The sequence below is a fragment of the Paenibacillus nicotianae genome (assembly GCF_042681745.1).
GTDB classification, from domain to species: domain Bacteria; phylum Bacillota; class Bacilli; order Paenibacillales; family Paenibacillaceae; genus Saccharibacillus; species Saccharibacillus nicotianae.
Genome location: NZ_JBHUGF010000010.1, coordinates 1,184,231 through 1,207,895, shown reverse-complemented (window position 1 = coordinate 1,207,895; position 23,665 = coordinate 1,184,231). Strand labels below are relative to the sequence as shown.

22 protein-coding genes are annotated in these 23,665 nt (G+C 38.0%); 3 read left to right on the top strand and 19 right to left on the bottom strand.

The window, feature by feature from the left end; translation table 11 throughout:
* Positions 1-32: 32 nt before the first annotated feature.
* From ACFSGI_RS09595 to ACFSGI_RS09560, 8 genes are all read right to left on the bottom strand, one after another.
* A complete protein-coding gene (locus ACFSGI_RS09595) occupies positions 33-2,696 on the bottom strand; it encodes a transglutaminase-like domain-containing protein (RefSeq protein WP_204823909.1) in 2,664 nt (887 codons plus the stop codon).
* A gap of 87 nt (positions 2,697-2,783) precedes the next feature.
* Positions 2,784-3,845 (bottom strand): carbohydrate-binding family 9-like protein, encoded by a 1,062-nt coding sequence (locus tag ACFSGI_RS09590; RefSeq protein WP_204823908.1) that lies wholly within the window; start codon positions 3,843-3,845, stop codon positions 2,784-2,786.
* A 239-nt stretch (positions 3,846-4,084) separates the two neighbouring features.
* Positions 4,085-4,747, bottom strand: coding sequence for a DUF2625 family protein (locus ACFSGI_RS09585; protein ID WP_204823907.1), 663 nt, complete (start codon positions 4,745-4,747; stop codon positions 4,085-4,087).
* A 48-nt stretch (positions 4,748-4,795) separates the two neighbouring features.
* Positions 4,796-5,692 (bottom strand): GIY-YIG nuclease family protein, encoded by an 897-nt coding sequence (locus ACFSGI_RS09580; protein WP_204823906.1) that lies wholly within the window; start codon positions 5,690-5,692, stop codon positions 4,796-4,798.
* Between the two features lie 107 nt (positions 5,693-5,799).
* Complete coding sequence (locus tag ACFSGI_RS09575; protein ID WP_204823905.1) at positions 5,800-6,018, bottom strand: hypothetical protein; 219 nt, start codon at positions 6,016-6,018, stop codon at positions 5,800-5,802.
* 99 nt (positions 6,019-6,117) lie between these two features.
* Positions 6,118-6,414 carry an antitoxin Xre/MbcA/ParS toxin-binding domain-containing protein gene (locus ACFSGI_RS09570; protein ID WP_204823904.1) on the bottom strand — a complete coding sequence of 99 codons (297 nt, stop codon included), beginning with the start codon at positions 6,412-6,414 and terminating at the stop codon, positions 6,118-6,120.
* 100 nt (positions 6,415-6,514) lie between these two features.
* A complete protein-coding gene (locus ACFSGI_RS09565; protein ID WP_204823903.1) occupies positions 6,515-7,288 on the bottom strand; it encodes an SDR family NAD(P)-dependent oxidoreductase in 774 nt (257 codons plus the stop codon).
* A 42-nt stretch (positions 7,289-7,330) separates the two neighbouring features.
* Entirely contained in the window at positions 7,331-7,828 is a 498-nt protein-coding gene (locus ACFSGI_RS09560) for a GNAT family N-acetyltransferase (protein ID WP_204823902.1), read from the bottom strand.
* A 167-nt stretch (positions 7,829-7,995) separates the two neighbouring features.
* Here ACFSGI_RS09560 and xerS point away from each other — a divergent pair, with 167 nt between their 5' ends.
* Positions 7,996-9,078 (top strand): tyrosine recombinase XerS, encoded by a 1,083-nt coding sequence (xerS, locus tag ACFSGI_RS09555; RefSeq protein WP_204823901.1) that lies wholly within the window; start codon positions 7,996-7,998, stop codon positions 9,076-9,078.
* A 338-nt stretch (positions 9,079-9,416) separates the two neighbouring features.
* Here xerS and ACFSGI_RS09550 read toward each other — a convergent pair whose 3' ends face one another.
* The 11 genes from ACFSGI_RS09550 to ACFSGI_RS09500 form a co-directional block, all read right to left on the bottom strand.
* Positions 9,417-9,959, bottom strand: coding sequence for an NADPH-dependent FMN reductase (locus ACFSGI_RS09550; RefSeq protein ID WP_204823896.1), 543 nt, complete (start codon positions 9,957-9,959; stop codon positions 9,417-9,419).
* The gene (gene mobB / locus ACFSGI_RS09545; RefSeq protein WP_204823893.1) at positions 9,956-10,519 is read right to left on the bottom strand and encodes a molybdopterin-guanine dinucleotide biosynthesis protein B; all 564 of its coding nucleotides are present in this window, start codon (positions 10,517-10,519) and stop codon (positions 9,956-9,958) included. The genes ACFSGI_RS09550 and mobB overlap by 4 nt, the downstream gene beginning before the upstream one ends.
* A 1-nt stretch (position 10,520) precedes the next feature.
* Positions 10,521-11,831, bottom strand: a complete 1,311-nt coding sequence (locus tag ACFSGI_RS09540; protein ID WP_204823891.1) for a molybdopterin molybdotransferase MoeA — start codon at positions 11,829-11,831, stop codon at positions 10,521-10,523.
* A 565-nt stretch (positions 11,832-12,396) separates the two neighbouring features.
* Entirely contained in the window at positions 12,397-13,158 is a 762-nt protein-coding gene (locus ACFSGI_RS09535) for a DUF4247 domain-containing protein (protein ID WP_204823890.1), read from the bottom strand.
* 12 nt (positions 13,159-13,170) lie between these two features.
* A complete protein-coding gene (locus ACFSGI_RS09530) occupies positions 13,171-13,677 on the bottom strand; it encodes a DUF4178 domain-containing protein (protein ID WP_204823889.1) in 507 nt (168 codons plus the stop codon).
* Positions 13,678-13,701: 24 nt separating this feature from the next.
* Entirely contained in the window at positions 13,702-14,106 is a 405-nt protein-coding gene (locus ACFSGI_RS09525; RefSeq protein ID WP_204823888.1) for a DUF350 domain-containing protein, read from the bottom strand.
* A gap of 194 nt (positions 14,107-14,300) precedes the next feature.
* Complete coding sequence (locus tag ACFSGI_RS09520) at positions 14,301-14,972, bottom strand: PspA/IM30 family protein (RefSeq protein WP_069328148.1); 672 nt, start codon at positions 14,970-14,972, stop codon at positions 14,301-14,303.
* 371 nt (positions 14,973-15,343) lie between these two features.
* Positions 15,344-17,020 (bottom strand): copper amine oxidase N-terminal domain-containing protein, encoded by a 1,677-nt coding sequence (locus tag ACFSGI_RS09515; protein ID WP_204823887.1) that lies wholly within the window; start codon positions 17,018-17,020, stop codon positions 15,344-15,346.
* 361 nt (positions 17,021-17,381) lie between these two features.
* Positions 17,382-18,410, bottom strand: a complete 1,029-nt coding sequence (locus ACFSGI_RS09510) for an NADH:flavin oxidoreductase/NADH oxidase (RefSeq protein ID WP_204823885.1) — start codon at positions 18,408-18,410, stop codon at positions 17,382-17,384.
* A gap of 288 nt (positions 18,411-18,698) precedes the next feature.
* On the bottom strand, positions 18,699-19,421 hold the full coding sequence (locus tag ACFSGI_RS09505; RefSeq protein ID WP_204823883.1) for an amino acid ABC transporter ATP-binding protein: 723 nt from the start codon (positions 19,419-19,421) through the stop codon (positions 18,699-18,701).
* Complete coding sequence (locus ACFSGI_RS09500) at positions 19,408-20,913, bottom strand: ABC transporter substrate-binding protein/permease (protein WP_204824972.1); 1,506 nt, start codon at positions 20,911-20,913, stop codon at positions 19,408-19,410. The genes ACFSGI_RS09505 and ACFSGI_RS09500 overlap by 14 nt, the downstream gene beginning before the upstream one ends.
* A 217-nt stretch (positions 20,914-21,130) precedes the next feature.
* Here ACFSGI_RS09500 and ACFSGI_RS09495 point away from each other — a divergent pair, with 217 nt between their 5' ends.
* Together ACFSGI_RS09495 and ACFSGI_RS09490 are read left to right on the top strand one after the other, a co-directional pair.
* Positions 21,131-22,303 (top strand): M20 family metallopeptidase, encoded by a 1,173-nt coding sequence (locus ACFSGI_RS09495; RefSeq protein WP_204824971.1) that lies wholly within the window; start codon positions 21,131-21,133, stop codon positions 22,301-22,303.
* Positions 22,304-22,472: 169 nt separating this feature from the next.
* Positions 22,473-23,564, top strand: a complete 1,092-nt coding sequence (locus ACFSGI_RS09490) for a glycine-rich domain-containing protein (protein ID WP_204823882.1) — start codon at positions 22,473-22,475, stop codon at positions 23,562-23,564.
* Positions 23,565-23,665: the final 101 nt, after the last annotated feature.

Sequence of the window (23,665 nt, the reverse complement as noted above, 5' to 3'; positions counted from 1 at the left end):
GAAGTCTTTTGCAAAGCGCTGATAATATTAACTTAACTCTTTGCTTGATGTGTCTCTGCATTCATTCCATTTACAATCCGTAACAATTCTTTTCCTGTGCCTAACTTATATCCTTGCAAACAGTACCGCACTTTGTGTTGTGCATCTACTACAATCACAACAGGTAGTTGATCTCCTCCTAGTGAAGGGAGACACTCTGACCATTGATCTAGTAATTGATATTGCGGATCAATGGCAACTTGAGACTGAGATGGCAAGGGATCTAATATAACCGCTCCATATTCTTGCTCATCAGCAATCGATAACTGGATATGACCTTCCCACAATTCCAATTCTGCTCGCAGTTCTGCTAATTCGCGTAATAAATGCTTGGTCGGTTCACGCTCAGGTTCAAGCCATGCTAAAATACTACCTTCTTTCTGATCTTTGTTATCATCTTCTGGTTGCAATGAATACATATATTGTTGTAAAGATTCGGGCAATGTATCCAAAAGAACAGGTATTTGTTGCTGTTCTGTGCGAAATAGTAATTCTACTTCTATTTGCTGCTCAGGTTGTACTTTAAAATAAGCAAATGTGCCTAACACACTTCCATCTTCAAGACGAGTTCCGGTTGTCAAACGATAATCGCCTGCTAATACATCATACGGTTGTTGATACACTTCTTTTTCTCCATATGGAATATCTAATGTGCGATAAATACCATTTTCAAAAATAGCGACTGTAAAATTATGCTGATATTCTGCAATCACTTCTGAAGCATCTGTAGCACGCACAAATTGTATTTGACCATTAGTTGGAGCCAATACCGTATCCTCACGTGTAGATTGATCTTGCTTCCAAAGAACAGAATGCCATGTACCTTGCAACTGATATTGAGGGATAGCATTCAACGGTTCTAACCGCGCCGCAATACCGAGACTACGTGCCGCCGCTACAAACACAATATCACGACTGACCGAATCAGTAACCCCTAACTGATGAGCCGCCGCAGGTGTTGCCATTCCTGTATAACGATCTATATCATTATTTACTGTGATCTCTTGTTCTAACACAGCGGCTAACTGCATAGGATTAGAACGGAAAGCTTGTTGTTGCTCGGTATCCCACTGATTAGCAAAATATTTACGATACGGTGTAAGCATTTCAAAATGAATTCGTGGACATAGGACGTATTGATCCCAATCACTTGAATAGATATGAGATGCTTCGTCTAACGATATAACACCTTCTACATGATCATGTAATACCGACCGAAATGTATCTGTTAAGTCTTTAGGACGTAATGATTCTAATACACGCAGACCTAATTCTCGTTCAGCAAGAGTACATTCGCTAAGAAAAGCAGCAATCTCTTCCCCGTTTCCTTTTGCTGTTTGCAGTATATTCCACACCCGATGTCTCGGTAATTGCCATTCTTCCGCATATTGCCCGGCTTGTGTGTGATCTATAAATGTCTGCTCAAAAGCTGTACGGATCGCTGTACCTGCTTTGATTCTTTGCATATGTTCATGAGCAGTTGATTCATCAACCTTGACTCCACTATCGATAATAGGAGCCACTGGCGGAGTCATTTTCCATTCTTCGATCAGAATATTTGGATTGGTATGTGTGGTGTTATGTTCTGCATATGCAGGCGTGTTATGACTTTTCAATACTAATGTTAACTCGGATGATGTATTGGTATTTATAAAAGCAGTTCCCCATAAAGAAGACGTATACGCATGAATAAACAAATCACCATATCCGGTTGTTAGCGAAGCACGTCCCTGATCATCAGTCATCAATGAAGTTAAAGGATAAAATTCAGCCGAATTGTACAATTGAAATTGAACTTCAGCTACAACAGGGTTGCCTGCTTCATCTATCGTATAGATATGAATTGGTTTGACAGCAGCATAATGAGCTAACAAATTAATTTCGGTATACCAGGGATGGGTTGTTGTTACTTCTTCAGGGCCATTATAATCTGCAAATACACGCGTGTGTACCAACATCGCACGCTTAGCAGGTAATCGAAACCAACCTTCGTCAAGTACAGGTTCCGGTTCACATGCTCCTAGAAAGTGCCATTTCCCGTCTGCCCATGCTTCTACCCATGCATGATTAGAATCGCAATGTGCCCAGCGTGGTGTGTAACATTGACGTGCAGGAATACCAATACTCCGCAGTGCAGTTACAGTCAATGTTGATTGCTCTCCACAACGTCCTAGTGCTGTTCTCATTATAGTAATCGGAGAAACAGTGCGTATATCTGTGCCAATATAGGTTGCACGTTCATGACACCAATAATTCGTTTCCAATATAGCGTCAGCCATAGATAAATGACGTACTCGTTCTGCTAATTCTTCGTAGATCACCGAACGACTATGATCGATATTCTCGTTATTTACTCGATAAGGTAACACATAATTTACAAAAATCTCATCAGGAATATGTGAGCCCCAAGGCATATCTGCTTGTACTTGCAACACTTCCCGAATATGTTGTAGAAAAAAAGCACCTTCATAATCAGCCAAATCATGTAATGGCATATAGGCATATAGAAATTGAAGCAACTGCTTTTCCTGCTCCGAAAGGTTTTGTTCAAATACAGCAAATAGTGATTCCTCACGTCCTTGCGCTTGCTCTTTTTTCCAAGCAAACTTTTTTTCGATTAGATCCATATTGAGTCCATACGCTGTATTGATTGTCATAAATATACCTCCCGATCTATAATGATTAGTGCATGATTATGATTGTAGTGTTTTTCCTTATTTGGCGATATTGATGACCAAAGATGATCAAGCTTCTTCCCATACCCATCCATCTTGACGAATACAAAGGCGTGTCTGACCATCTGGTATCGCTATAGAAATCTGGAACATACTACTTGTAGTCTCTAATCGAAGTTGTTCTAAGCCTGCAATATTTTGTATTTCAGTCGGTAAGGTGTTATAAATGATTGAGAGTTGATCACAATATTGTTGATGTTCACTTGCATACTGACGCTGACGATAGTAGAGCTGTCGTAATAACCATTTGTATTGTTCTATCGTAGTCGTATGCAGTGGTTGTTGCGTATCGTGAGTATTCTGCTCATCGGTAAATATCACATATCCCCATAGTTCAGGATAATGCATATTAACAATCCCCATCGGACTCCATACCCAGTTATCTTCGGGAAAAGAACGACCTGTAGCTGGATCAATCCTTTTGACATATTGGTCATCTACAATATCTACTTGCCATTGGACACGCGAAAAATTAACACGCCAGTGCTCACCAGCTATCGGAGCACGTTTATGTAACGAACACTCTTTCAAAATCGACCATGGCATAGCAATCTCTACACTCCATTTCCGATTGTTCGCTAAAGGATTATTTAGCTCTCCATCAATATAAACGGCTGTCCGTAGTCCGCTTATATCCCACCCATTAATAGCAGGCCCTTCATCCCGATAAGGCTTAACCAGTAACAAATCCCAGACTGTATTGAGCGCATTGATTTCAAATTCATAATACTGATGTGTATCTCCATCAGGATCTATAAAAACTTCAAAATCATTATCATAAAAAATCACTGAATCTCGCTCTGTCTGTGTTGCCCATATTTCATTGTCTTCTAATTCTGCACCTATATAAAAATAGTCATCATCCCAAAGCATTTTGACACGTGTCTGCTTAGAAGGTAATGCCTTAACATCTCCTTCAATATCTACAAATGAATCTGTCCAACTGGCTTGTTCCCAAAAAGGCTGATCTAATTTTCCACTCCAGTCACTTTGTCCTTCGGCTCGTTTACACCAATAATGTTTCGGTTGGTATTGGATATGAGGTTCAGGAACCGCAGATAGCTTATGCATGATGTCATCTCCTTCATTTGTCAGCAATTCTTACATTTATTCTAAAGTAGATCATAATGTTCGTAAATATGGCATTTATACACTTCAATATATGTCGTATTTGTCTTTGTTTTAACTAAAATAGTCTAAAACAGCGATATTTATATAGCTAGTAGTCAATAATGCTTACAATAAAAAGCAAAAAAACTCTGTATACATTGATAACGTATACTAGAGTTTTTTGGTTTTGTTGCTTTATTTTATTGAGAAGGACTAATATGCATATTCCAAAACTCCGCTATAGGAACAGCTTTTTTGCTACTTTGATCTGTCGATCCTTCTTGTGTCCAAAGCGGTGGATAAAAATGAATCGCACAATCAGGCGACAAGCTAGAAATATCTTCTTGCCAACCATTCCAGCGCATCGTTTCATAAAATTGAGCCAATCGTCCAGAAGCTAACCAGATCACAAATTCAGAATAAGATAACTCGGTATCTTCCCATTCTAGTGTATCTGGAGCAAAATAATAAATGGAAGGTTGCTCACCTAATCCTCCACCGTTCAGAGCAAAAAATCCGCCTACCACATCATAAGCCACTACTAATGCTTTGGCGATCGGTTGTATAGCGTTAGGTTGTCCAGCTTGAGATTGTCCATTCCATGATAACAAATCTCCATAGATACGTTCGTTACCTGACCCTAACAGCTTGATCCACCCCTGATCAAATAAAATCCCACCTGTTTCATACGCAATACAACCCAGATACGATTTCGTTGTAATTTGCATCTGTAACAGTGTAGATTGTGCTTGTAGATTTTGTTTCGGCAAAATAGTATAAGGCGTTTCCCCTTGATTCAACACATCCTGTATTTCTTGCCATGCATGCTCCTGCGTATTTACCAATTGTTCAATCGATTTCATAGTGAATTTCCTTCCTGTAGTAAAAATAGAATAAACATCTTTTTTCTTTTATAGTAAATTATTTTCATAGTCATCTAAACTAGTCCCATTGTCTAATTTCCAATCTTTTCTTCCATTTGTTGAACTGTTTCTTACAATAGCCCCTGCAGCAGATGGTGATTTAAAATCAATATCTTTCAACAAAATATAAAAGTCACTATCTTCTGATACCGAAAAATAGTTTTCATCTTCTAACTGTTTACGTAATTTAGAATAATTATGTGCTACAAATCCCCGATTATGTTCTTTTCTAATATAAGAGCCTTTTAATAACTTATATACCCCATGTACAATTTGAAGTTTAGCTTGTTTTTTAGCTATATTTATTTTAAAAATAGGACTATCTGATATAGATAATTGGTTTAAATTAGACTGTTCCAAATTATTAATATCTTCACTACTTGTTTTAGTAAAATCCATAATCCTTAAATTTTTTAAAACAAACGTTATATTTTCGCTAAATTCATCCATATCTTCTCGATCTGATTGAGGCATTTTAGAACCAGTAGGTATATTTGTATTATCTACTTTTACAGTAGTAGTATTATTTTTAGCTATAATATATAATTCTTTTTCTAAATAGCGTACATGTGCTTTAGTGAGGTTATTATCTTTACTAATAAAAATAGCAAATGTACTCCACCAATCTTTAGACTTAAAATGATCTTGTAATCTTTGATTTACCTCATCAGCTTCTCCTATATACATACGCTTTAAGTATGATTCTTCAATATCAGACATTAAAAAATATATACCAGGCGCAGATAATTCTTCAAACTTTTTCAAGAGTTGTACATGTTTTCTTTCTCCTATATATACTTTTCCTGTCCAATTTCCTAATTCAGCTATTTGTAAATTTTTATATTGTTCACTCATTGTATACAATTTAATAGTTCTACCTCTCATAATAACCTCCTAAACTCAATCTGCTCATGTTCTATTGTTAGCTATGTTTTGAAATGACTCAAAAACATAATTAAATCAACTTGATAACTTTTATATACTTAATATGATTATCCTTCTTCTCTAATAATTTTTCCTTGCAATCTATTCGCTATTTCTTCATGCTCTTGAGACAATGTAAATCCATTTGGCAATGTTATTTCTAATTTACTTATGGCTTCTAGCTCACTGTCTGAATAAATAAGATCTTTCCGTTCTTTCAGCAGAATCTGAGAATCCTCATTGTCATATATATCTTCTGCTCGAGTGACATAGATATTATAGACCATCATGTCACTCCTTTTATTTATAAATTTATTAATTGAGCTTTGCTCATAAATATAAATAATTCATGAAAAAAATTTGTGCACTTCTTTTATCAAGTATGGTTAATTAGGCATACGCATGATAGCTGCTCTAAGTGCATTGGTTCCTTGTTCACTTTGTAAATAAGATAGCGGCGTTTTATGATCCAAAGCTGGAATGGTACGTTCAATCCATTGAAAAGCATATTCACCTAACTTAGCAAGCAGTACGATTTGAATATCTTTTGGAATAGTAGTCTGACTCATTTTTATTTTTATTGAAGGATCTATAGGATCATATAGTTCTTGATGAATATCGACAAATGTTTGCCAACTGTCTTTGTTATATGCTTCATGATAAATATCGTAGACATTAGACATATCTGTTCTCCTTATCAAAGTAAAATGTGTATATAACATGCCAAAATACACTAAGCACGTATACTTAGTGTATTAAGAATAACAGGTAATCACAAGTTCTTTAAAATCCAAATACAGACATTCCACCGTCTACCATAATCGTCTGTCCTGTAATATACCCTGCGGCTTCGGAAGCTAAAAAGACTACCGGGCCGACTACTTCTTCTAGATTACCTACACGTTTCATAGGAGTGCGATCTAAAATGTCTTGCACATACTGTTCATCCGCTAGAATAGTCTCGGTAAGCGGAGTACGGAAATACCAGGGACCTATACCGTTGACTTGAATTCCATACTGCGCCCATTCCATAGCTAGAATTTTGGTCATATGGATTAAGCCTGCTTTGGTTGCGCCATAGACAACACCTGTACGCAAAGCTGTATGTCCACCAACAGAAGCAATATTTATAATTTTGCCGCCACCATGTTCTTTCATTAGATGTGCAGCGATTTGTGAAGCGATTAGAGCTGAATGTAGGTTCGTCTCGACAATTGTATGCCATTCACTATCAGTAACATCCAGCGCTTTGGAACGAATATTCATACCTGCATTATTGACCAGAATATCCGGTGCGCCGAAAGCCAATTCAAACCGATCAAAAGCGGCTTGCATTTGCTCACGATCTGTTACATCCGCAGTAATACAAATTGCTTTGCGACTGCTGTGCTTTTCGATCAATTGCTTGGTCACTTCCAGATCTGATCCTGTTCTAGCGATTAATCCTACATCGGCTCCAGCTTGAGCCAGTCCAACAGCCAGAGCTTGTCCAATTCCTTTGCCGGCTCCTGTTACGATAGCTTTTTTATTAGATAACGAAAATGATGGTAAATACATAATGTGTCTTCCTCTCTATGCTGTGATAGGGTGTAAACAATATTATTCGACTTGTTGGGTATCAAAATACTGACTCGGATTACCGTACTGTGGATGAATGACTTCTCGATAGTGTTCTTTGGTATACTCTCCGATAATTTGTCGCCAAAATAGCTGTGCTGGACGGTTAGTCTGTACTTGAGTGACTTTCCATGTACCTGTATAACGTGAAAATAACTGATGAGCAGCCCACTTACCGACTCCTGTACGCCTGTATTTTTTTAACACAAAAAATTCGGTCATATAATAATCTGCTTCTAAAGGATCTTTCAGCCGATCGACCAGAGCGAAGCCAGCAATATAGGAATCTACATAAATTAAAAATGGAAACTTTTTACCTGGTTGACTCCAATATTGATTTAACCCCGGGTATTCTGGAAAACGACCTTTTTCATCAAGATCAATACTCAGATAATATGTAAAATCATAAAGATACAATTGCATCATTTCTCGGATGACACGTCTGCGACTACGTGGCACTTGCTCAAGCTTTAATCTCATGATGAACCTCCATCACCGAAGTCAGGTCGTTTAACATTCCAAATATGATTTTTTCTTTTCCTTTTACTATATACTTTTCTCTCTAAAAGAAGCAAATCATTTCCAATTGAAGAAACCGATGATCCGTTTCTATTTGTGCTACAATCGAATACGAGGTGAATATCAACATGAGTGTACAAAAAATAGCAGATCGCTTGAAATTAGATGAAAAATTGCCTTCTATGCCCTGGTTTGTAGAGCAATTTATCAATTATAAATTACCTGATCTTTCTCCATCTACATTGCTGGAGTACATACGAGATTACGAATCTTTTTTTGGATGGATGATCGTAGAAGGATTATCTACAGCCGCTGACTACAAACAGATACAATTGCTAGAATTGGAAACACTGCGGATGGAAGACATTACGAACTATCGTCTTCATCTGACCACTCGAACAGAAGGAACCAATACACGGGTAACCGTATCACGTAAATTATCTTCTCTTCGCTCGCTATTTCATTATTTAAGCCAAATTGCTGAAGATGATGATTTTTATCCTTTGCTTAAACGTAATATTATGGCAAAAGTTGAAGTAAAACGGATGCACAAACCGAAAGACACCGCCGCCAAGTTAAAAGGAAAAATTTTGGAAGATGAAGAGCTACTGGAATTTGTCGGCTATATTTTAGAAGGATATCGTGAAGATATTGCTACTAACAAACAAGCGCTGTATTCTTATGAACTTAATCGCGAGCGGGATGCTTGTATTACGAGCTTGATTTTGAATTCAGGCTTACGTGTATCAGAAGTGGTGAATCTCAACTTAATTGATCTGGATCTTAATCAGAAATTGATGTATGTATCACGTAAAGGAAACAACGATGAAACGTTTAAAACGCCTATTTATTTTCGAGAACAAGCCAAAGATGAGATCGCAACCTATCTACAATTGCGTGAAACTCGTTATCGTACGCCAAAAAAAGAAACTGCCTTATTTGTCGCCCGTCCTAACGGACAATCTTCGGGTAAGCGTATGACTAAGCGAGCGATCCAGGCGATGATTATGAAATATGCTAAAAGCTTTGGCAAACCTTATCTTACAGTACACAAGTTACGTCATTCTTTTGCAACCGATTATTATTTACAAAATGATATCTATAAAACCAAAGAACAGTTAGGACATGCCTCTACAGAAACGACAGAAATTTATGCTCATCTTACTGATAAAACGATGTCTGAAGCAATTGAAAAAAGAACAGATCTATAGTTTACAAATGGTCATTATTTGATCATTGTTATCACTCTATGCTTTACAAAAATAGCTTTTAATCAGTTCTTATACATTATGTATTGCTATTTCTATACTGATCCTATGAATGATTGATGAAAAGATATCTATAGCAAAAGCCCCTTACTATTTCAGTACATGCTCATTGTACGAGTGAGTTATATGCTGAAAGTAAGGGGCTTTTGTGATTGTATTCATTTTTATTATGAAATACTTGTGCTGGTATATCTCCTCAACCAACTTAATATTTCTTTTCGATCCATCTTATGCTCTATAAGTATAGGCGATGCACATATTGTACTTATCATAAATTCAGTTTAAGCAGATGCACTACTTAATTTGGCTGCTAAATCAATAAAGTTTTCTACTGCTTTACGAATACGCAATTCGGTTCCTTCATCGATAGGCTCTCCATTTTCATTAAATTCACGCTGTGATCCACCAATTGAGATCCATTCTGGACAGTTAATCCCATGTACATTACGAACAATAGTCTGTAAATGCAATAAAGAAGCAGTACCAATCAATCCGCCTGCCGAGTTCGCAGACAGAACAGCTTTGTTATTGAAATAATCACTACCCAAGAAATCTAATGCATTTTTGAGTACACCCGAAATCGAACCATGATATTCAGGTGTTGCTAATACAAGTGCGTCCGCAGATTTGGCAGCTTGTGCAAGCTTCTGTACTTCTGCATGTCCATACGCTTCACCCGGTCCGTATAACGGTAATTGGTGCTCATACAAATTAAATACTTCTGCTTCATGTCCATGCTCTTGAAGCAGACGGGCAATATACTGGCTAAGTAAAGTAGTTGATGCGTCCGGACGATTACTGCCGGCGATAAGTGTAATTTTCATTTCTGATGTTCCCCCTGAGCTTCAATATAATTTTCCAATTCATGGATTATCGTTATAATACCATCTTTTTTAGCATCAATAAAAGTGATTTCTTTCAAATTTGAAGATATAGACAGGTCATAGCGATTGTATACCCATTTGACATGTGATAATTTAGCAGGCAAAGAAAGCCCTTCTTGATCAGCAACAATAACAACTTTAGGATAATCGGCTTGCTTAAATCCTTCTACTAGAATTAAGTCATAACCGACAGCAAATCTAGCGATTAATTGTTCTAATGATGAAGGTTGTTGCTCTATCATCGCTGTTCGTGTAGACGAACTAATCGCTATGGCTGCTGCTCCTGATTGTGTGTGAGCGTACGTATCTGTGCCTGCATGATCCATGTCAAATTCATGGGCATCATGTTTGATCACAGCAACTTTTTTGCCTTGAGCAGACCAGTGTTGTAAAAGCGCTCCGATTAATATAGTTTTGCCTGAATTTTTGTAACCGACAATCTGAATAACGACGGGTGAACTTACACGATGATCGCTAGCTGAAATCATAGTACCTGCCATCTTATGATCTACTCAGACGCAACACAGATACAGTCGTTCCTGCTGGCAGTACTTCGCTAGTAGGTGGAATCACAATTAAGCAATCGCTATCTTTAATGGTGACCATCACACTTGATTCATCTAGACTAGCAGGATAAGCGACAATTTTACCCTCTTCTACAGCTATACTTCCACGTACATAACGGGTAAAGCTATTGATTTTATGATAATCATGCCCTAATGTTGCTGTCCATTCTGGTAAATAATCATGCTTGGAGTTCATCATCTGCCGAATCGTTGGACGTACCAGTAATTCGCAACCAACAAAGCAAGCGCCCGGATTACCAGATAAGGCGAATAATAATTTGCCGTCTTTGACTGCACCTGTAGTGACACTCCCTGGACGCATTGATATTTTGTTAAATAGCATTTCCACTTCATCACTACGTACCAAATCACCCATAACATCATAATCGCCTACAGATACCCCACCACTTGAGATCACGATATCGTAAGAAGACAAAGCCTGTAACATAGTTGTACGTGCCAGTTCAAGATCATCCATAATTGCACCTAATACATGGGGTTCTCCGCCTGCTGCTTTAACTTGTTCAGCTAACATGTACGAATTGCTATTACGAATTTTGCCAGGTTCAATCGGTTGTTCTACAGATAGCAACTCTGTCCCTGTTGAAAAGATCGCTACCTGCGGACGACGATATACTTCTACCTCATGTACGCCAAATGTAGCTAATACTGAAATTTCTCCTGCACCAATCTGTGCTCCTTTGGTCAATAACATATCTCCTGCTTGGATTTCAAGTCCAATCGGTGTAATGTTACGCCCTTGCTCTACCGAACGCTTCAAACCTACCCATTCTTTTCCTTCTGCTTGTCTACTCTCTGTCATTTCTAACATTACTACTGTGTCTGCTTCGTCGGGTACCATCGCTCCGGTCATAATGCGTGCGGCTGTACCCTGAATTAATGGCACTGATGGTGTCTGCCCACAAGGAATATTATCAATCACTTGTAACCAGATCATATGGTCACTGGAAGCTTGCGCAATATCACTAGCTATCACTGCATAACCATCCATCCCTGAGCGTCGAAAATGCGGATATGGATGAGGGGCTTGTACATCTTCTGCCAAAAACCGCCCGCCTGCTGTATAGAGTGATATTGTTTCCGTATCGATAAGACGTACATAATCAGCGACTTTTTGTTGTGCAGTCGCCGCAGTAATAGGCTTACGATTAAATTTAGCTGGATTATGGTCAACAGGATTTGAACTATCCTGTTTATTGAATAACGATGATTGTGGTTCTTTCATATTGAGGTTCCTCCTGTATGTAGCTATTTGGCATGTATATACTTTTCTATTCTTTTCTTTTATAGACTAACATCAAAGATCATGCAAGTTTTGTTGTTCATTTAAAAGCAGATCAGTAGAACTATTATGTATATATTCACTTCACGCTGTTTATTGAATCATTTATATTAGATATTTATCTTATCTATAGAAATCCTTTGATACGAGAAATTGATTTGGCATTTAAGGTTGAGGGGTTGGGGTTGAACTATTTTTGATTTTATTGTGAATTTTTCATATGATGTAATATTATTATTTGTATTCTGTATAAAAATAAGTCATACAATACTATCAAATCATATACCACTACTAAAATAACCTTTAGTTAGATTTACATGTATATTCACCTGTTTGAAGATTAAAGATAGTTTATCTACAATAGGATAGCTATACAGTCATTCCATAAAGTCAAAAAAAACCGCATCCAATGATATGGATACGGTCTTTTAGCAGATGAGCGATACAATAATATAAAAGGTAGAGCTTGTATCTATCATCCTACTTCTACTATTGTACTTTTGACAAACTACCTTCTACCTCGCTTGCGTATTTTGCCTGATCCTGAGCTAGTCTTTGGTTTACTGCTACGCGAAGGAGAAAAGAATCCGCCACCTGATGAATCTGAGCGGCTACCTCGATTGATTGTTCCACTTGATCCATTGGAAGAAGAGGAACCACGATTGAAAATACTACCGCTATCTTTGGAACGCTTTGAACTAGAAGAGGTTCCGCGCTTGAAGATAGAACCTGATTTGTTAACTGTCAATGGTGGAGCTTGTTTGATATCTTGAGCGGTTGGCTTTTTGTACTGTATCGTAGGTTGATATGTTTTGTAAGTTGTATATCCACGATAACTGCCACCGTAATGATACCCGCCGAACGAATTAAATAAATTGCTGATAATGCTAGCAGTAAGATACCCTTGCAAAAAGCTAGAATCATAGTTTCGAGCAACATATTTGTCGGAGTCGACTTCTATCAACGTATCTTCTTTTTTCTCAGGGTCTTGTTGAACTTGAATCAATTCATTATCATAGACCAAAAACATCCGCTCAGGATCTTGTACACTCATCTCTTGTGGTGTACGTTGATCTGATAATTGCTCTGCAACTACAGGAACAGTCTGTCCAGCCGCCCGGTATACATATGAAGTAGAATCTCCATCTCTACTTACTGATTCGAGTGGATAATTGACTTCAACTTTAGAATTGCCACAACCTGATAATAATGAAGTTAATAAGGCAAGCATTATTGCTATTTTGAGCAACCATGATGCACGCTGTTTCATTCTTCTTCGCTCCTAACTAGCACGGATAACATGAACGTCTCCGTTAAGTACGAATTCTCCTTCATACAAAGTAAAACGTCCAGCTTGCCATTCAACACGAAGTAATTTACGATCATCTGATTGGTATTGCCATACTGATTGATCTCCACTTTGTAATGCTGGTGTTCTGCCTGTAGATATCACTGTTCCTTCGTATTGCTCTTCTAAATAATAATCGGTATCATCCATTTCGATATGACTTGGTACTTCGCTTGAATCCTCAAGTCCACCATCGATCGGATAATACAGCGCATAGCGTACTGTTTCCCGCTCTTCAATATGCAGATAAGCAAGCGCATTACCATCTTGTATCGTGAGCACAACCGCATTACGGGCGCGGTTACGCACGCTTCCTTTGACTTCATATGTAACCAATGATACTTCGCAAATATCCCCAACACTCAAGTCCATCGGACTTTTTTCGACTTTGGCTGGTTTTGGCTTTGATACGAGGTTTGTAATTCTTTTCCACAATCCCATCGTCACTCTTCCTTTCGTCATTTCTTATAATGAAGCTGAAATAATTAATGCGCCTACAATTTGCAATGCTCCACCAAGTAAACCGTAACCGATTTGCCCTTGCTTGGTACCTTCATCCAGATCAAGACCCATCATTTGTTTTAATAAGAATCGAACAATTAATTCTAAAATCAATAAAATAACAAAGGAAACAATAGACACAAGAACAGCTTCCCCAAGACTCCATGATGTACCGATTGCTACCGATAAGATATACCCTTGAGCAAACAACTTCATCACCAGACGGGTTGCGACTGCATTATTTCCTGCTTTGATTTCTGTAATATCTTTGTACTTAGTAAATAATGAATCGATATACATTAAAACAAATAAAAGTACTGCTCCTACTGCTGTCCATACCGCGATTGACCCTAAAATGTTCCAACTCATACTAGACATCCTCCATATACTCAACATCGTAAAACTATTGATACCGTAAGCAAGCTTGTACTATTGACCATCGTATCTATTTTGTTAACTATCTTCCAAACTCCACAAAAAAAGCGAAGGAGAACAAGCTATATCGTTCAGACCTTCGCTTTGTTATGAGCTACATGAATAGCGTAACCTATATCATCATGAAATTAAGATTTGTTTTCGTATTGTTTCATCAATGCTGCTAATTCATCTTCAACAGCTTTGTCTTTGCCAAGCGATGCAAATTCATCATCCAGTGATTTGTTTTGACCGTTTACTTCTTCACTAGCTTGCGCTTGAGCTTCCATTTGTAGCATTTTTTCTTCCATACGTTTTAAGCCAGATGTTGCAGAATCTGAACTGAATTCGCTCATTGCATGATTGATTTCTTTTTGTGCTTTGGCTGCTTGATAACGAGCGATTAATGTATCGCGTTTGTTTTTCATTTCAGTCAATTGCTTACGCATTTCATTCAACTTAGCACGAAGATTATCAGCAGAAGCTTTGTTTTGCTCATAGTTCGCTTTGAACTCATCACGTTTGGCTTCAGCATTTTTCTTTTCTTCTAATGCACGACGAGCGAGATCGATATTTTGCGCTTGAGCAGCCATATGTGCTTGCTCTTCACGTTTTTTGACCAATGCTTCTTGCTCTTCGTACGATTGTTTGAAACGCTTTTCGATAGCGATCTGTGATGCAACAGCTTTCTCTGCATCTTCTAGATCAGCAGACATATCGCGAATATATTGATCTGTCATTTTAATAGGATCTTCTGCTTTCTCAATCAAAGCAAACACATTGGATAAAGTTAAATCACGTAACCTTTTGAAAATAGACATAAATAATTACCTCCAATTTAATAATTGATCACTATTGTCGTGTCAATGATAGATCATAATACGAAGCATGATATTTAACGTTTCAATAATTTTGTCTTTTGAGCGCTATTCATCGTTCTATATTCTGACTATACGACTGCCTGTTAACACTAATAGGTTCCTTATACTACCTATTTTACGGGATTATGGGTCTTTCGTCTATATCACCCTTCTCATTACAATCTCTACATATAAAATTAAACATATTAAGAATGAAAAAAACACTCTCAGTCGATAAGACCAAGAGTGTTTTTTATCTATAGTGGCGCTAATTACAAAGAGGTGGGTTGGCTATGGGCATAACCAAATATCTCATTGTAGTCAACGCTATCTTACATCGATTTAGTTAATGTAATCGAACCGTCCGCTTTGTTCCATTTAACGTCCCAACCTAATAATTCAGTAATCGAACGTAAAGGTACTAATGTTCTGCCATCGCTGTTCACCATAGCATTTGCGCTTAACATTTTCGTTGTTCCATTTACATCTACTTTTTTATTGTTGATCCAGAATTTCATTGTATCGCTACCTGCCATTACAGTCACTTGACCCGCAGATTTATTCCAGCTTACTTTAGCACCGATTCCTTCACCCAGGTAACGAAGTGGGATATACGTTGTACCATTTTTAACAACTGGAGCTGTATCCATCATGGTTGTTTTGTCACCAATTTTGAGCTGTTTGCTATTCAACTTCATCCATACCATCATCATTGAATCATTGGATGTTGTAGGAGCTGTTGTTGTTGGTTCTGTTGGTGCAGGTGTTTGAGTCGTTGGCGCTGTAGGCATAGGTGTAGTTGCTGCTGTTTTAAATTTATCTGGATATTGAGTGACAATTGCACCACCTAGTGCTTTACCAATGCCGAACATTGTTTTGTATCCTTCACGATCTGCTGTGTATGCAGCCGCATAGTTTTTAGCAGCATATTGATCGATTACTGCTTGTACTTGATCTTCATGCGTACGTAGCGCTGCTAATGCTGCATCTGCTGGTAAGTTATTCGCTGTAGCTGTACCTAAGAATGTAGAGAATTCTTTGGTAAAGTCAGTAATACGATCTTTAACAGCTTGTAAAGACGTCTGGTTGTTTGATTTGAGAGCATCTACATAATCGCTTTGTGCTTTGATATGATTAGTCACCCAGATTTTTTCAAATTGGTTAGCACCTTCTGCACCATAGATTGATGAAATAGCTGCTTTGAAGTCTGCTGTATTACCTGCTTCGGCTGCGATCAATGCATTAGAATCAGGTTCACCGTTATATTGTTTTTGCATTTGCAATACAGATAATGCAAAGTGCTCTGCTGCTAAGTGATTGAGTGCTGAACGCAAATCTGCTGCTGGTGTATCAACAGAAGTGTTATCGAATTTAGCAGGGAATTGAGTTACAATCGCACCGGATAATGCTTTACTTACCGTAAACATCGTTTCCAAACCTTCACGATATTCTGTGTAAGCACCCGTATAATCACCGGCTACATATTTTTCAAATACATCTTGTACTTGATCTTCATGGAGACGAAGAGCATTTTCAGCGGTTTGTTCAGGTAATTTGCCACCTGTTGCTGTAGATAAGAATTTGGCAAATTCATCTACAAATCCTTGTACTTTCGCTTCTGCTGCTTTGATTGCATCTTCATTTTTCATTTTAGTTGCTTTTACCAATTCATCTGTATATTGATTATGAGCGCGGAAGATACGTTCAAACTCGGCTGCGCCTTCTTTACCATACAAAGATTCAATAGCAGGTTGCATATCTAATGCATTTTTATCCAGTGCGTCTAGCGCTTGTGCAGCATCAGGAGCACCTTCATAGGCTTTAGTCATCGCTACAACAGCTAACGCAAAATGTTCAGATAACAGATAATCAAGATCAGAGCGAAGGTCTGCTGCTTTAGTACTTACCGTTGGCATTGATGCTGAAGTCGCATCTGCGGCAAAAGTACCTGTAGTGGGAACTAACAAAGATAAGCTAAGTACCGGTACTATTAATTTTTTCATTTTCATCATCAAAACTCCTTTATTTGTTTGTTTTAGGTTTTGTTGTCGTCCTTACACAGATGAACGGAAGAGATTCATTTTTGGATCACTTTGTTATTTTAATTTTTATAAATGAGTTTGAAAAATAGAGCATTTTGCTAGTTCAATATCACTGTACAACTCGTTCATTACACTGTTCATTTCAAGCAAAAAAAGAGCCTGTATCCCTTGATCTATAAAGGGTACAGGCTCTTTAAAATGATAGCATATATGTCATTATTCTTTTTCTAAAAGACCGTTATTTATTATTAAAAAGGTTTTATTATTATTTTGAAAATAGATTAACATGCAAATCAATATTTTGGTAATTATACATATTTAAGTATAATTATCTATGATATCCGCGTGCGTATTGCACAGGGACTTCTGCTTCCAATTGAAGTTCTTTGGCGGCATGAGTTGCCCAGTATGGATCACGTAACATCGCACGACCTACCGCTACAAGATCAGCTTGATCGTTTTCGATCACTTTTTCAGCTACTTCATACTCATCCAAAAGACCTACCGCAATCACAGGCATATTCAAAGCTTTTTTGATATGTGAAGCTAATTCGACTTGATATCCTGGACCTACTTGCATACCGCCAGAACCGACAGGGCCTTCACCACCAGAAGAAATATGCATAATATCTACCCCTGCTTCTTGATAACGACGACACACGTCAGTAATATAATCGATACCATATCCGCCATCTACATATTCACGCGCAGATACACGCATAATGACAGCCATCTCAGCAGGAACAACTTCACGAATTGCTTCTACGACACGTACACCGAATAACGCAAGATCTTGACCGTACTCATCTTGACGTTGATTTACAAGTGGAGAATGGAATTGATGAATCAAATAACCATGAGCTCCATGTACTTCTACAGTATCAAATCCAGCTTCTACTGCACGACGAGCACCTTGACGGTAAGCTTCGATCATTTCTTCGACTTCTGCTGTTGTCAGTTCATGAGGAGTTTTGTAACCTTCTCCATCATAACGAACAGCCGATGGTGCAACTGGTGGATTGGCATCTTCTGCTTTGCGTCCAGCATGACCTAATTGAATCCCGATCTTCGCTCCATATTGATGTACTCCATCAACAATTTTGCGATACGCAGGAATAAAAGAATCATCCCAGATTCCTGTATCGTTATCTGTGATTCGTCCATCTGGATGTACAGCAGTCATTTCTACAATAATTAGACCTGTACCGCCTACAGCGCGGCTAATATAGTGAACATTATGCCAATCATTTGGCATGCCGTCTTTGGTATCTACAGAGTATTGGCACATCGGAGGCATAACTACCCGATTTTTAAGCTCTAAATTTTTGAATGTGTATGGTGTAAATAGATTGGTCATTATTTTCCCTCCAACAAGATAAGATGATCGATATCATGTAAAATTTATCGTAATAAATAATAACATACTTATTATTATATACTAAACTATTCAAAACAAAACACCGCAAAAGCTATATTATCTATCTTCACAAAATCTTCATACAATTGTTGCAACAAATAATTGCTATCTATTATCAAATAGTTAGCTTATTTCTGAGCTTATTTGAACAAAAAAAGAGCTGATATGCTAATCAGCTCTTTTCGGTCTACTTATTTTCACTCGACTTAGAGGTTAAAGTTACTTCTTTTATAATACTTTACTCAAAAAGTCTTGTGTACGTGGATGACTAGGAGCTCCGAACACTTCTTCCGGTGTACCTTGTTCTACAATTTGCCCTGCATCCATAAAAATAATACGGTCACCTACTTCGCGCGCAAAGTTCATTTCGTGGGTAACAATAACCATCGTCATGCCTTCATGAGCAAGCTTTTGCATAACTTCTAGCACTTCCCCAACCATCTCAGGATCAAGTGCTGATGTAGGTTCATCGAACAACATCACATGTGGTTGCATCGCTAGTGCACGTGCTATTGCAATACGTTGCTTTTGTCCACCCGATAGTTGACTTGGATAAGCATTATATTTATCCGCTAATCCTACAGTGTGTAACAAATCTTCAGCGATTTTATTAGCTGCATTCGTATTCATCTTTTTCACTTTGATTGGTGCGATCGTTAGATTTTGCAATACTGTTTTATGTGGAAAAAGGTTAAAGTGCTGAAACACCATTCCCATTTTTTTGCGAGTATTATCAATATCATGTTTACGCGCTGTAATTAATTCATTTTCAAAATGAATTTCGCCTGCGGTGGGTTGCTCTAACAAGTTAAGACAGCGTAAAAATGTACTTTTACCTGATCCACTCGGTCCAATAATAACAACCACTTCACCTTGAGCGATATCGAGATCAATACCGGTTAATACTTCATTTTTACCGTATGACTTTTTAAGACCTTTAACGTTGATCACTTGCGCTCAACCTCCGTTCTACAATACCTAGTAGTTTGGACAATATAAATGTCATTACAAAGTAAATAGCTGCCGCAATAATCAGCGGACTCAATGCAGAATACGTAATACTACGAACCGCTTGCGCTTGGAACATCAAGTCAGCTACTCCGATAAAGGATACGATTGATGATTCTTTGATAATGACAACAAATTCATTACCGATAGCTGGCAATACACTTTTGATTGCTTGTGGAATAATAATATGACGCATTGTTGCCCCATAAGACATACCAAGTGAACGTGCTGCTTCTGTCTGTCCACGATCTACGCCTTGAATACCCGCGCGGAAAATTTCAGCTAGATAAGCAGAACTATTAATCGATAAGGTGATAATACCAGATTCTAGAACAGTAAAGTTAATATTAAATGCTTGAGCAATACCGTAATGAATAATTAGCAATTGAACAAGCATCGGGGTACCACGCAAAATCTCAATATAGGTCATTGCTAACCAGCGGAATACGGAGATTTGTGATAAACGTAATAACGATACGATCAATCCAATAATAAATCCAAACAATACACCCATAGCAGATAAGAACAATGTGTATTGAATACCTTGCCAGTAGTAATTACGATAATCCCAGAAAATTTGGAAGATATTTGGCTTCGGTTTATCTTTAATTTGTTCTGCTGTCTCACCATCAGTTTCACCTGAATTAAGTTTGAAAGCTGCCTGTACAAATTGATCAATTTCATCATTAGCTTTGAGTTCTGCTAATGTTTTGTTAATTTGCCCTAATAATTCGGTATTTCCTTTTTGGACAGCAATTGCCATTGGGGTATCGCTGTCTGGAATTTGAATATCGGTTATTGCAAGATCAGGATGGTTGAGCACTTGACCTTCTGCTACAGGCCCTTCCATGACTGCTGCATCTACACGATTCGATTCCAATTGCAACATAATATCAGATACTTTATCAACTGGAGATAATTTGGCTCCTTGAATACCTTCTGCGATATCTTGTTGAATCGAACCTCTTTGTACACCGATTGCAGCCCCTTTAAGGCTATCCATCGTTTTATATTTTGTTTTGTCTTCGGCACGAGTTACAATCACTTGACGAGAGATATAATACGTATCCGAGAAATCGACATTTTGACGACGTTCGTCTGTCGGTGTCATTCCTGAAATAATCATATCGATCCGACCGCTATCAAGAGCGGGTAACAAACTATCAAACGCAATATCTTGAATTTGCAGTTCTGCTCCCATATCCGCAGCGACTCGCTTGGCGATCTCTACGTCAGATCCTACAATCTCGTCTTTGCCATTTATATTTTTGCGAAATTCATAAGGTGCAAAGTCTGCACTTAAACCTACAACCACTTTTTTACCTGTGTCTTGTGCAGCTGATGCCATCGGTGCTACTGCTAGAAATACAATCAGTACACTAAAGCAAACCGCAAATAACGATTTACATACTTTCAATTTTTTATCCCCTTCCATATTATACATGCAGACTTAACCAGTCTACCGGATCGAAGTAAGTTGACCTACAATCATATCCATCACAGAAACCTTATTAAAAAGTCTAACCGGGTTATTATAAATGAATATGTATGATTATTCAATCATTTTATCATAAGTTTAGTTCCACTTTATGATATACTACTTTGGTCGAAACATTATATGATAACTTCTAAAGGAGACGATACTATTGTCTATTACATCACCTCTCAAATCACAAATAGCAACAACAATTGACCAGCATGCAGAACGTTTCAAAGCAGTTTCTACATATATAGGAGAAAATCCTGAACTAGGTAATGAAGAGTTCAAAGCATCTGCCAGACTTAAAGAAGAATTGCTGTTCCATAACTTTACTATTGAAGCGCCCGTGTTAGGGATCGAGACCGCATTTATCGCTACTTACACTGCGCAAAAGTCAGGGCCTGTGGTCGCATTGTTATGCGAATATGATGCGTTACCGGAAATCGGACATGCGTGCGGTCATCATCTAATCTGTATGATGAGTGTCAGTGCAGCCGTAGGGTTAAAAGCTGTTGTCGACGAGTATGGTGGAACGATTCGAGTCTACGGTACACCGGCAGAAGAAACACGCGGCGCTAAAGTGCCGATGGCAGAAGCTGGATTATTTGACGATTGTGATTTTGCGATGATGGCGCATCCTTATTATGCCTACGAAGAATCAGGGATTTCTTTAGCTATGGATGCTTTGCAATTTGAGTATTTTGGCAAATCTGCTCATGCAGCAGCCAGTCCTCAACATGGTATTAATGCGTTAGATAGCGTATTGCAACTATTTAATGGAATCAATGCGCTACGTCAACAGACACGTAGTGATACACGCATTCATGGCATTATTAATCAAGGCGGTGTAGCTGCCAATATTATACCGGACTATGCTTCTGCTCAATTCTATATCCGTTCTGGCAGTCGTGAATATACTAATGAACTTGTAGAAAAAGTAAAACGAATTGCTGAAGGATCTGCTTTGCAAACAGGATGTACTTTAAAAGTATCGAATTATGAATATTCATATGATGAATTGATCACTAATACTACGTTGTCTGAAATATTTACAAACAATCTAGTCTCACATGGTATAGCACGTTCTGATATTCATAGCGGTAAAGATGCAGGTTCGCTTGATCTAGGAAATGTATCTACACACTGTCCTGCAATTCATCCTTATATTCAAGTCACCACAGAAAAGCATGAATTGCATAGTATTGGGTTCCGTGATCGTGCCCAGCAACCTGAAGCTTTAGAAGCGATGATATTTGGCGGTAAAATATTAGCTGAAACAGCGTACGATGTGATCAGTCAGCCTGAATTATTACAACAAATTAAGCAAGAATTTGCAGCACGTTAAGCAACGATCTTAATCTTACATTTCCAAATTCAATTTATATTTTAGCCTATATTACAATAGACACTTTAACGATTATTCGATCATAGCCTTATTGATCAGTTTTCTTGTATAGAGTCTGCGATAACGTCTTTATTATTGATTTTATGTTAAAAGACAGGAGTGATTATCAATGTCCTTTGATCTTTTATTGTTATTGGCTTTTATCGTTTTATTTATTATCATGTTCCGCAGAATTGCTCGCAAAAATTGGGGGCGGTCATGGACACTTCGATCAGATCAACGCTTTTTCCAGTCTGTTCCTGCGCCTACATCGATTGTGCCTGCCGGTCATCCTTGTGTACCGCTAGCTCTCAGACTAGAAAATGCTTTGCCTAATGACTATGCACACCAATTAAGACAACGTGTCCTTACAGAACATCCTGATATGACCGAGGAAGAATGGAATTGGCGCTGGATGGAAATGCGTCGTTATTTCCTGATCTGTGCTCTGTTTAATCAAATGCCTATGTTCAGTAGTAAAGTCGATGATATCTGGCATGAAATGTTGATGTTTACGCGTGAATATCAACATTTCTGTGAGCAATTTTTTGGATATATGTTGCATCATTCTCCACATGGACAATCGGTTGCTCAACCTGATCAGCGCGCGCTGTTTGATTGGACGTATTCGCAATTATTTCCGATCACTCGTCCTAATTCTAGATTGTGGAATGGATTTTTCAATTATCCGCTAGCACATTCAACGATGAACAACCTATATTCTTTCAATAAGCACCGTATTGATCATAGCTTGTTTAATCGTCATACATTTAAAAATATTCCTGAAGCAAAAACAGTTATCCTGTATTTGAGCAAACAATTTCGTGATCATAATCAACAAGCAGTGCAAAAAACACCACCTGCTAAATATAACAAACAAAGTAAAAGTCATACCTATGACAATGGCAACTACACTTCTCCAAGCGATAATTATGGTCTAGGTCTATCGGGTTGTGCAGCTGTCTATTATTCGCAAAATGATGTACAGCACTTCTGTCCGGCAGTCAATCAGTATTTGCCAGCAGATGTGCAGACGTTACAATCGTATAACTCTAGTTCTTCCTGTGGTACAGGTTATGTTTCTACAGACTCTAATTCAGGACACCATCATGGAAGCGACTCTTATGATTCTTCGCACAGTCATAGCGGACACGATTCCAGCAGTAGTTCTTGCAGTAGTGATAGTTCCAGCAGTAGTTGTGGCGGGGGCGGAGGAGATTAAATCGTTTTTTAACAATGCGTGACCTATAGGTTACATACAGACTTGGGCTGTATATTTATTTATGAGAGCGCTTTACAAAACACATTTATATAACAAACAGA

Coding starts and splice junctions, on each gene's coding strand:
- ACFSGI_RS09540 (WP_204823891.1), bottom strand. CDS start 11,831: ATGAAAGAACCACAATCATCGTTATTCAATAAACAGGATAGTTCAAAT.
- ACFSGI_RS09595 (WP_204823909.1), bottom strand. CDS start 2,696: ATGACAATCAATACAGCGTATGGACTCAATATGGATCTAATCGAAAAA.
- mobB (WP_204823893.1), bottom strand. CDS start 10,519: ATGGCAGGTACTATGATTTCAGCTAGCGATCATCGTGTAAGTTCACCC.
- ACFSGI_RS09500 (WP_204824972.1), bottom strand. CDS start 20,913: ATGGAAGGGGATAAAAAATTGAAAGTATGTAAATCGTTATTTGCGGTT.
- ACFSGI_RS09510 (WP_204823885.1), bottom strand. CDS start 18,410: ATGACCAATCTATTTACACCATACACATTCAAAAATTTAGAGCTTAAA.
- ACFSGI_RS09530 (WP_204823889.1), bottom strand. CDS start 13,677: ATGGGATTGTGGAAAAGAATTACAAACCTCGTATCAAAGCCAAAACCA.
- ACFSGI_RS09535 (WP_204823890.1), bottom strand. CDS start 13,158: ATGAAACAGCGTGCATCATGGTTGCTCAAAATAGCAATAATGCTTGCC.
- ACFSGI_RS09525 (WP_204823888.1), bottom strand. CDS start 14,106: ATGAGTTGGAACATTTTAGGGTCAATCGCGGTATGGACAGCAGTAGGA.
- ACFSGI_RS09585 (WP_204823907.1), bottom strand. CDS start 4,747: ATGAAATCGATTGAACAATTGGTAAATACGCAGGAGCATGCATGGCAA.
- ACFSGI_RS09575 (WP_204823905.1), bottom strand. CDS start 6,018: ATGGTCTATAATATCTATGTCACTCGAGCAGAAGATATATATGACAAT.
- ACFSGI_RS09590 (WP_204823908.1), bottom strand. CDS start 3,845: ATGCATAAGCTATCTGCGGTTCCTGAACCTCATATCCAATACCAACCG.
- ACFSGI_RS09515 (WP_204823887.1), bottom strand. CDS start 17,020: ATGAAAATGAAAAAATTAATAGTACCGGTACTTAGCTTATCTTTGTTA.
- ACFSGI_RS09580 (WP_204823906.1), bottom strand. CDS start 5,692: ATGAGAGGTAGAACTATTAAATTGTATACAATGAGTGAACAATATAAA.
- ACFSGI_RS09570 (WP_204823904.1), bottom strand. CDS start 6,414: ATGTCTAATGTCTACGATATTTATCATGAAGCATATAACAAAGACAGT.
- ACFSGI_RS09490 (WP_204823882.1), top strand. CDS start 22,473: ATGTCCTTTGATCTTTTATTGTTATTGGCTTTTATCGTTTTATTTATT.
- ACFSGI_RS09565 (WP_204823903.1), bottom strand. CDS start 7,288: ATGTATTTACCATCATTTTCGTTATCTAATAAAAAAGCTATCGTAACA.
- ACFSGI_RS09520 (WP_069328148.1), bottom strand. CDS start 14,972: ATGTCTATTTTCAAAAGGTTACGTGATTTAACTTTATCCAATGTGTTT.
- ACFSGI_RS09560 (WP_204823902.1), bottom strand. CDS start 7,828: ATGAGATTAAAGCTTGAGCAAGTGCCACGTAGTCGCAGACGTGTCATC.
- ACFSGI_RS09550 (WP_204823896.1), bottom strand. CDS start 9,959: ATGAAAATTACACTTATCGCCGGCAGTAATCGTCCGGACGCATCAACT.
- xerS (WP_204823901.1), top strand. CDS start 7,996: ATGAGTGTACAAAAAATAGCAGATCGCTTGAAATTAGATGAAAAATTG.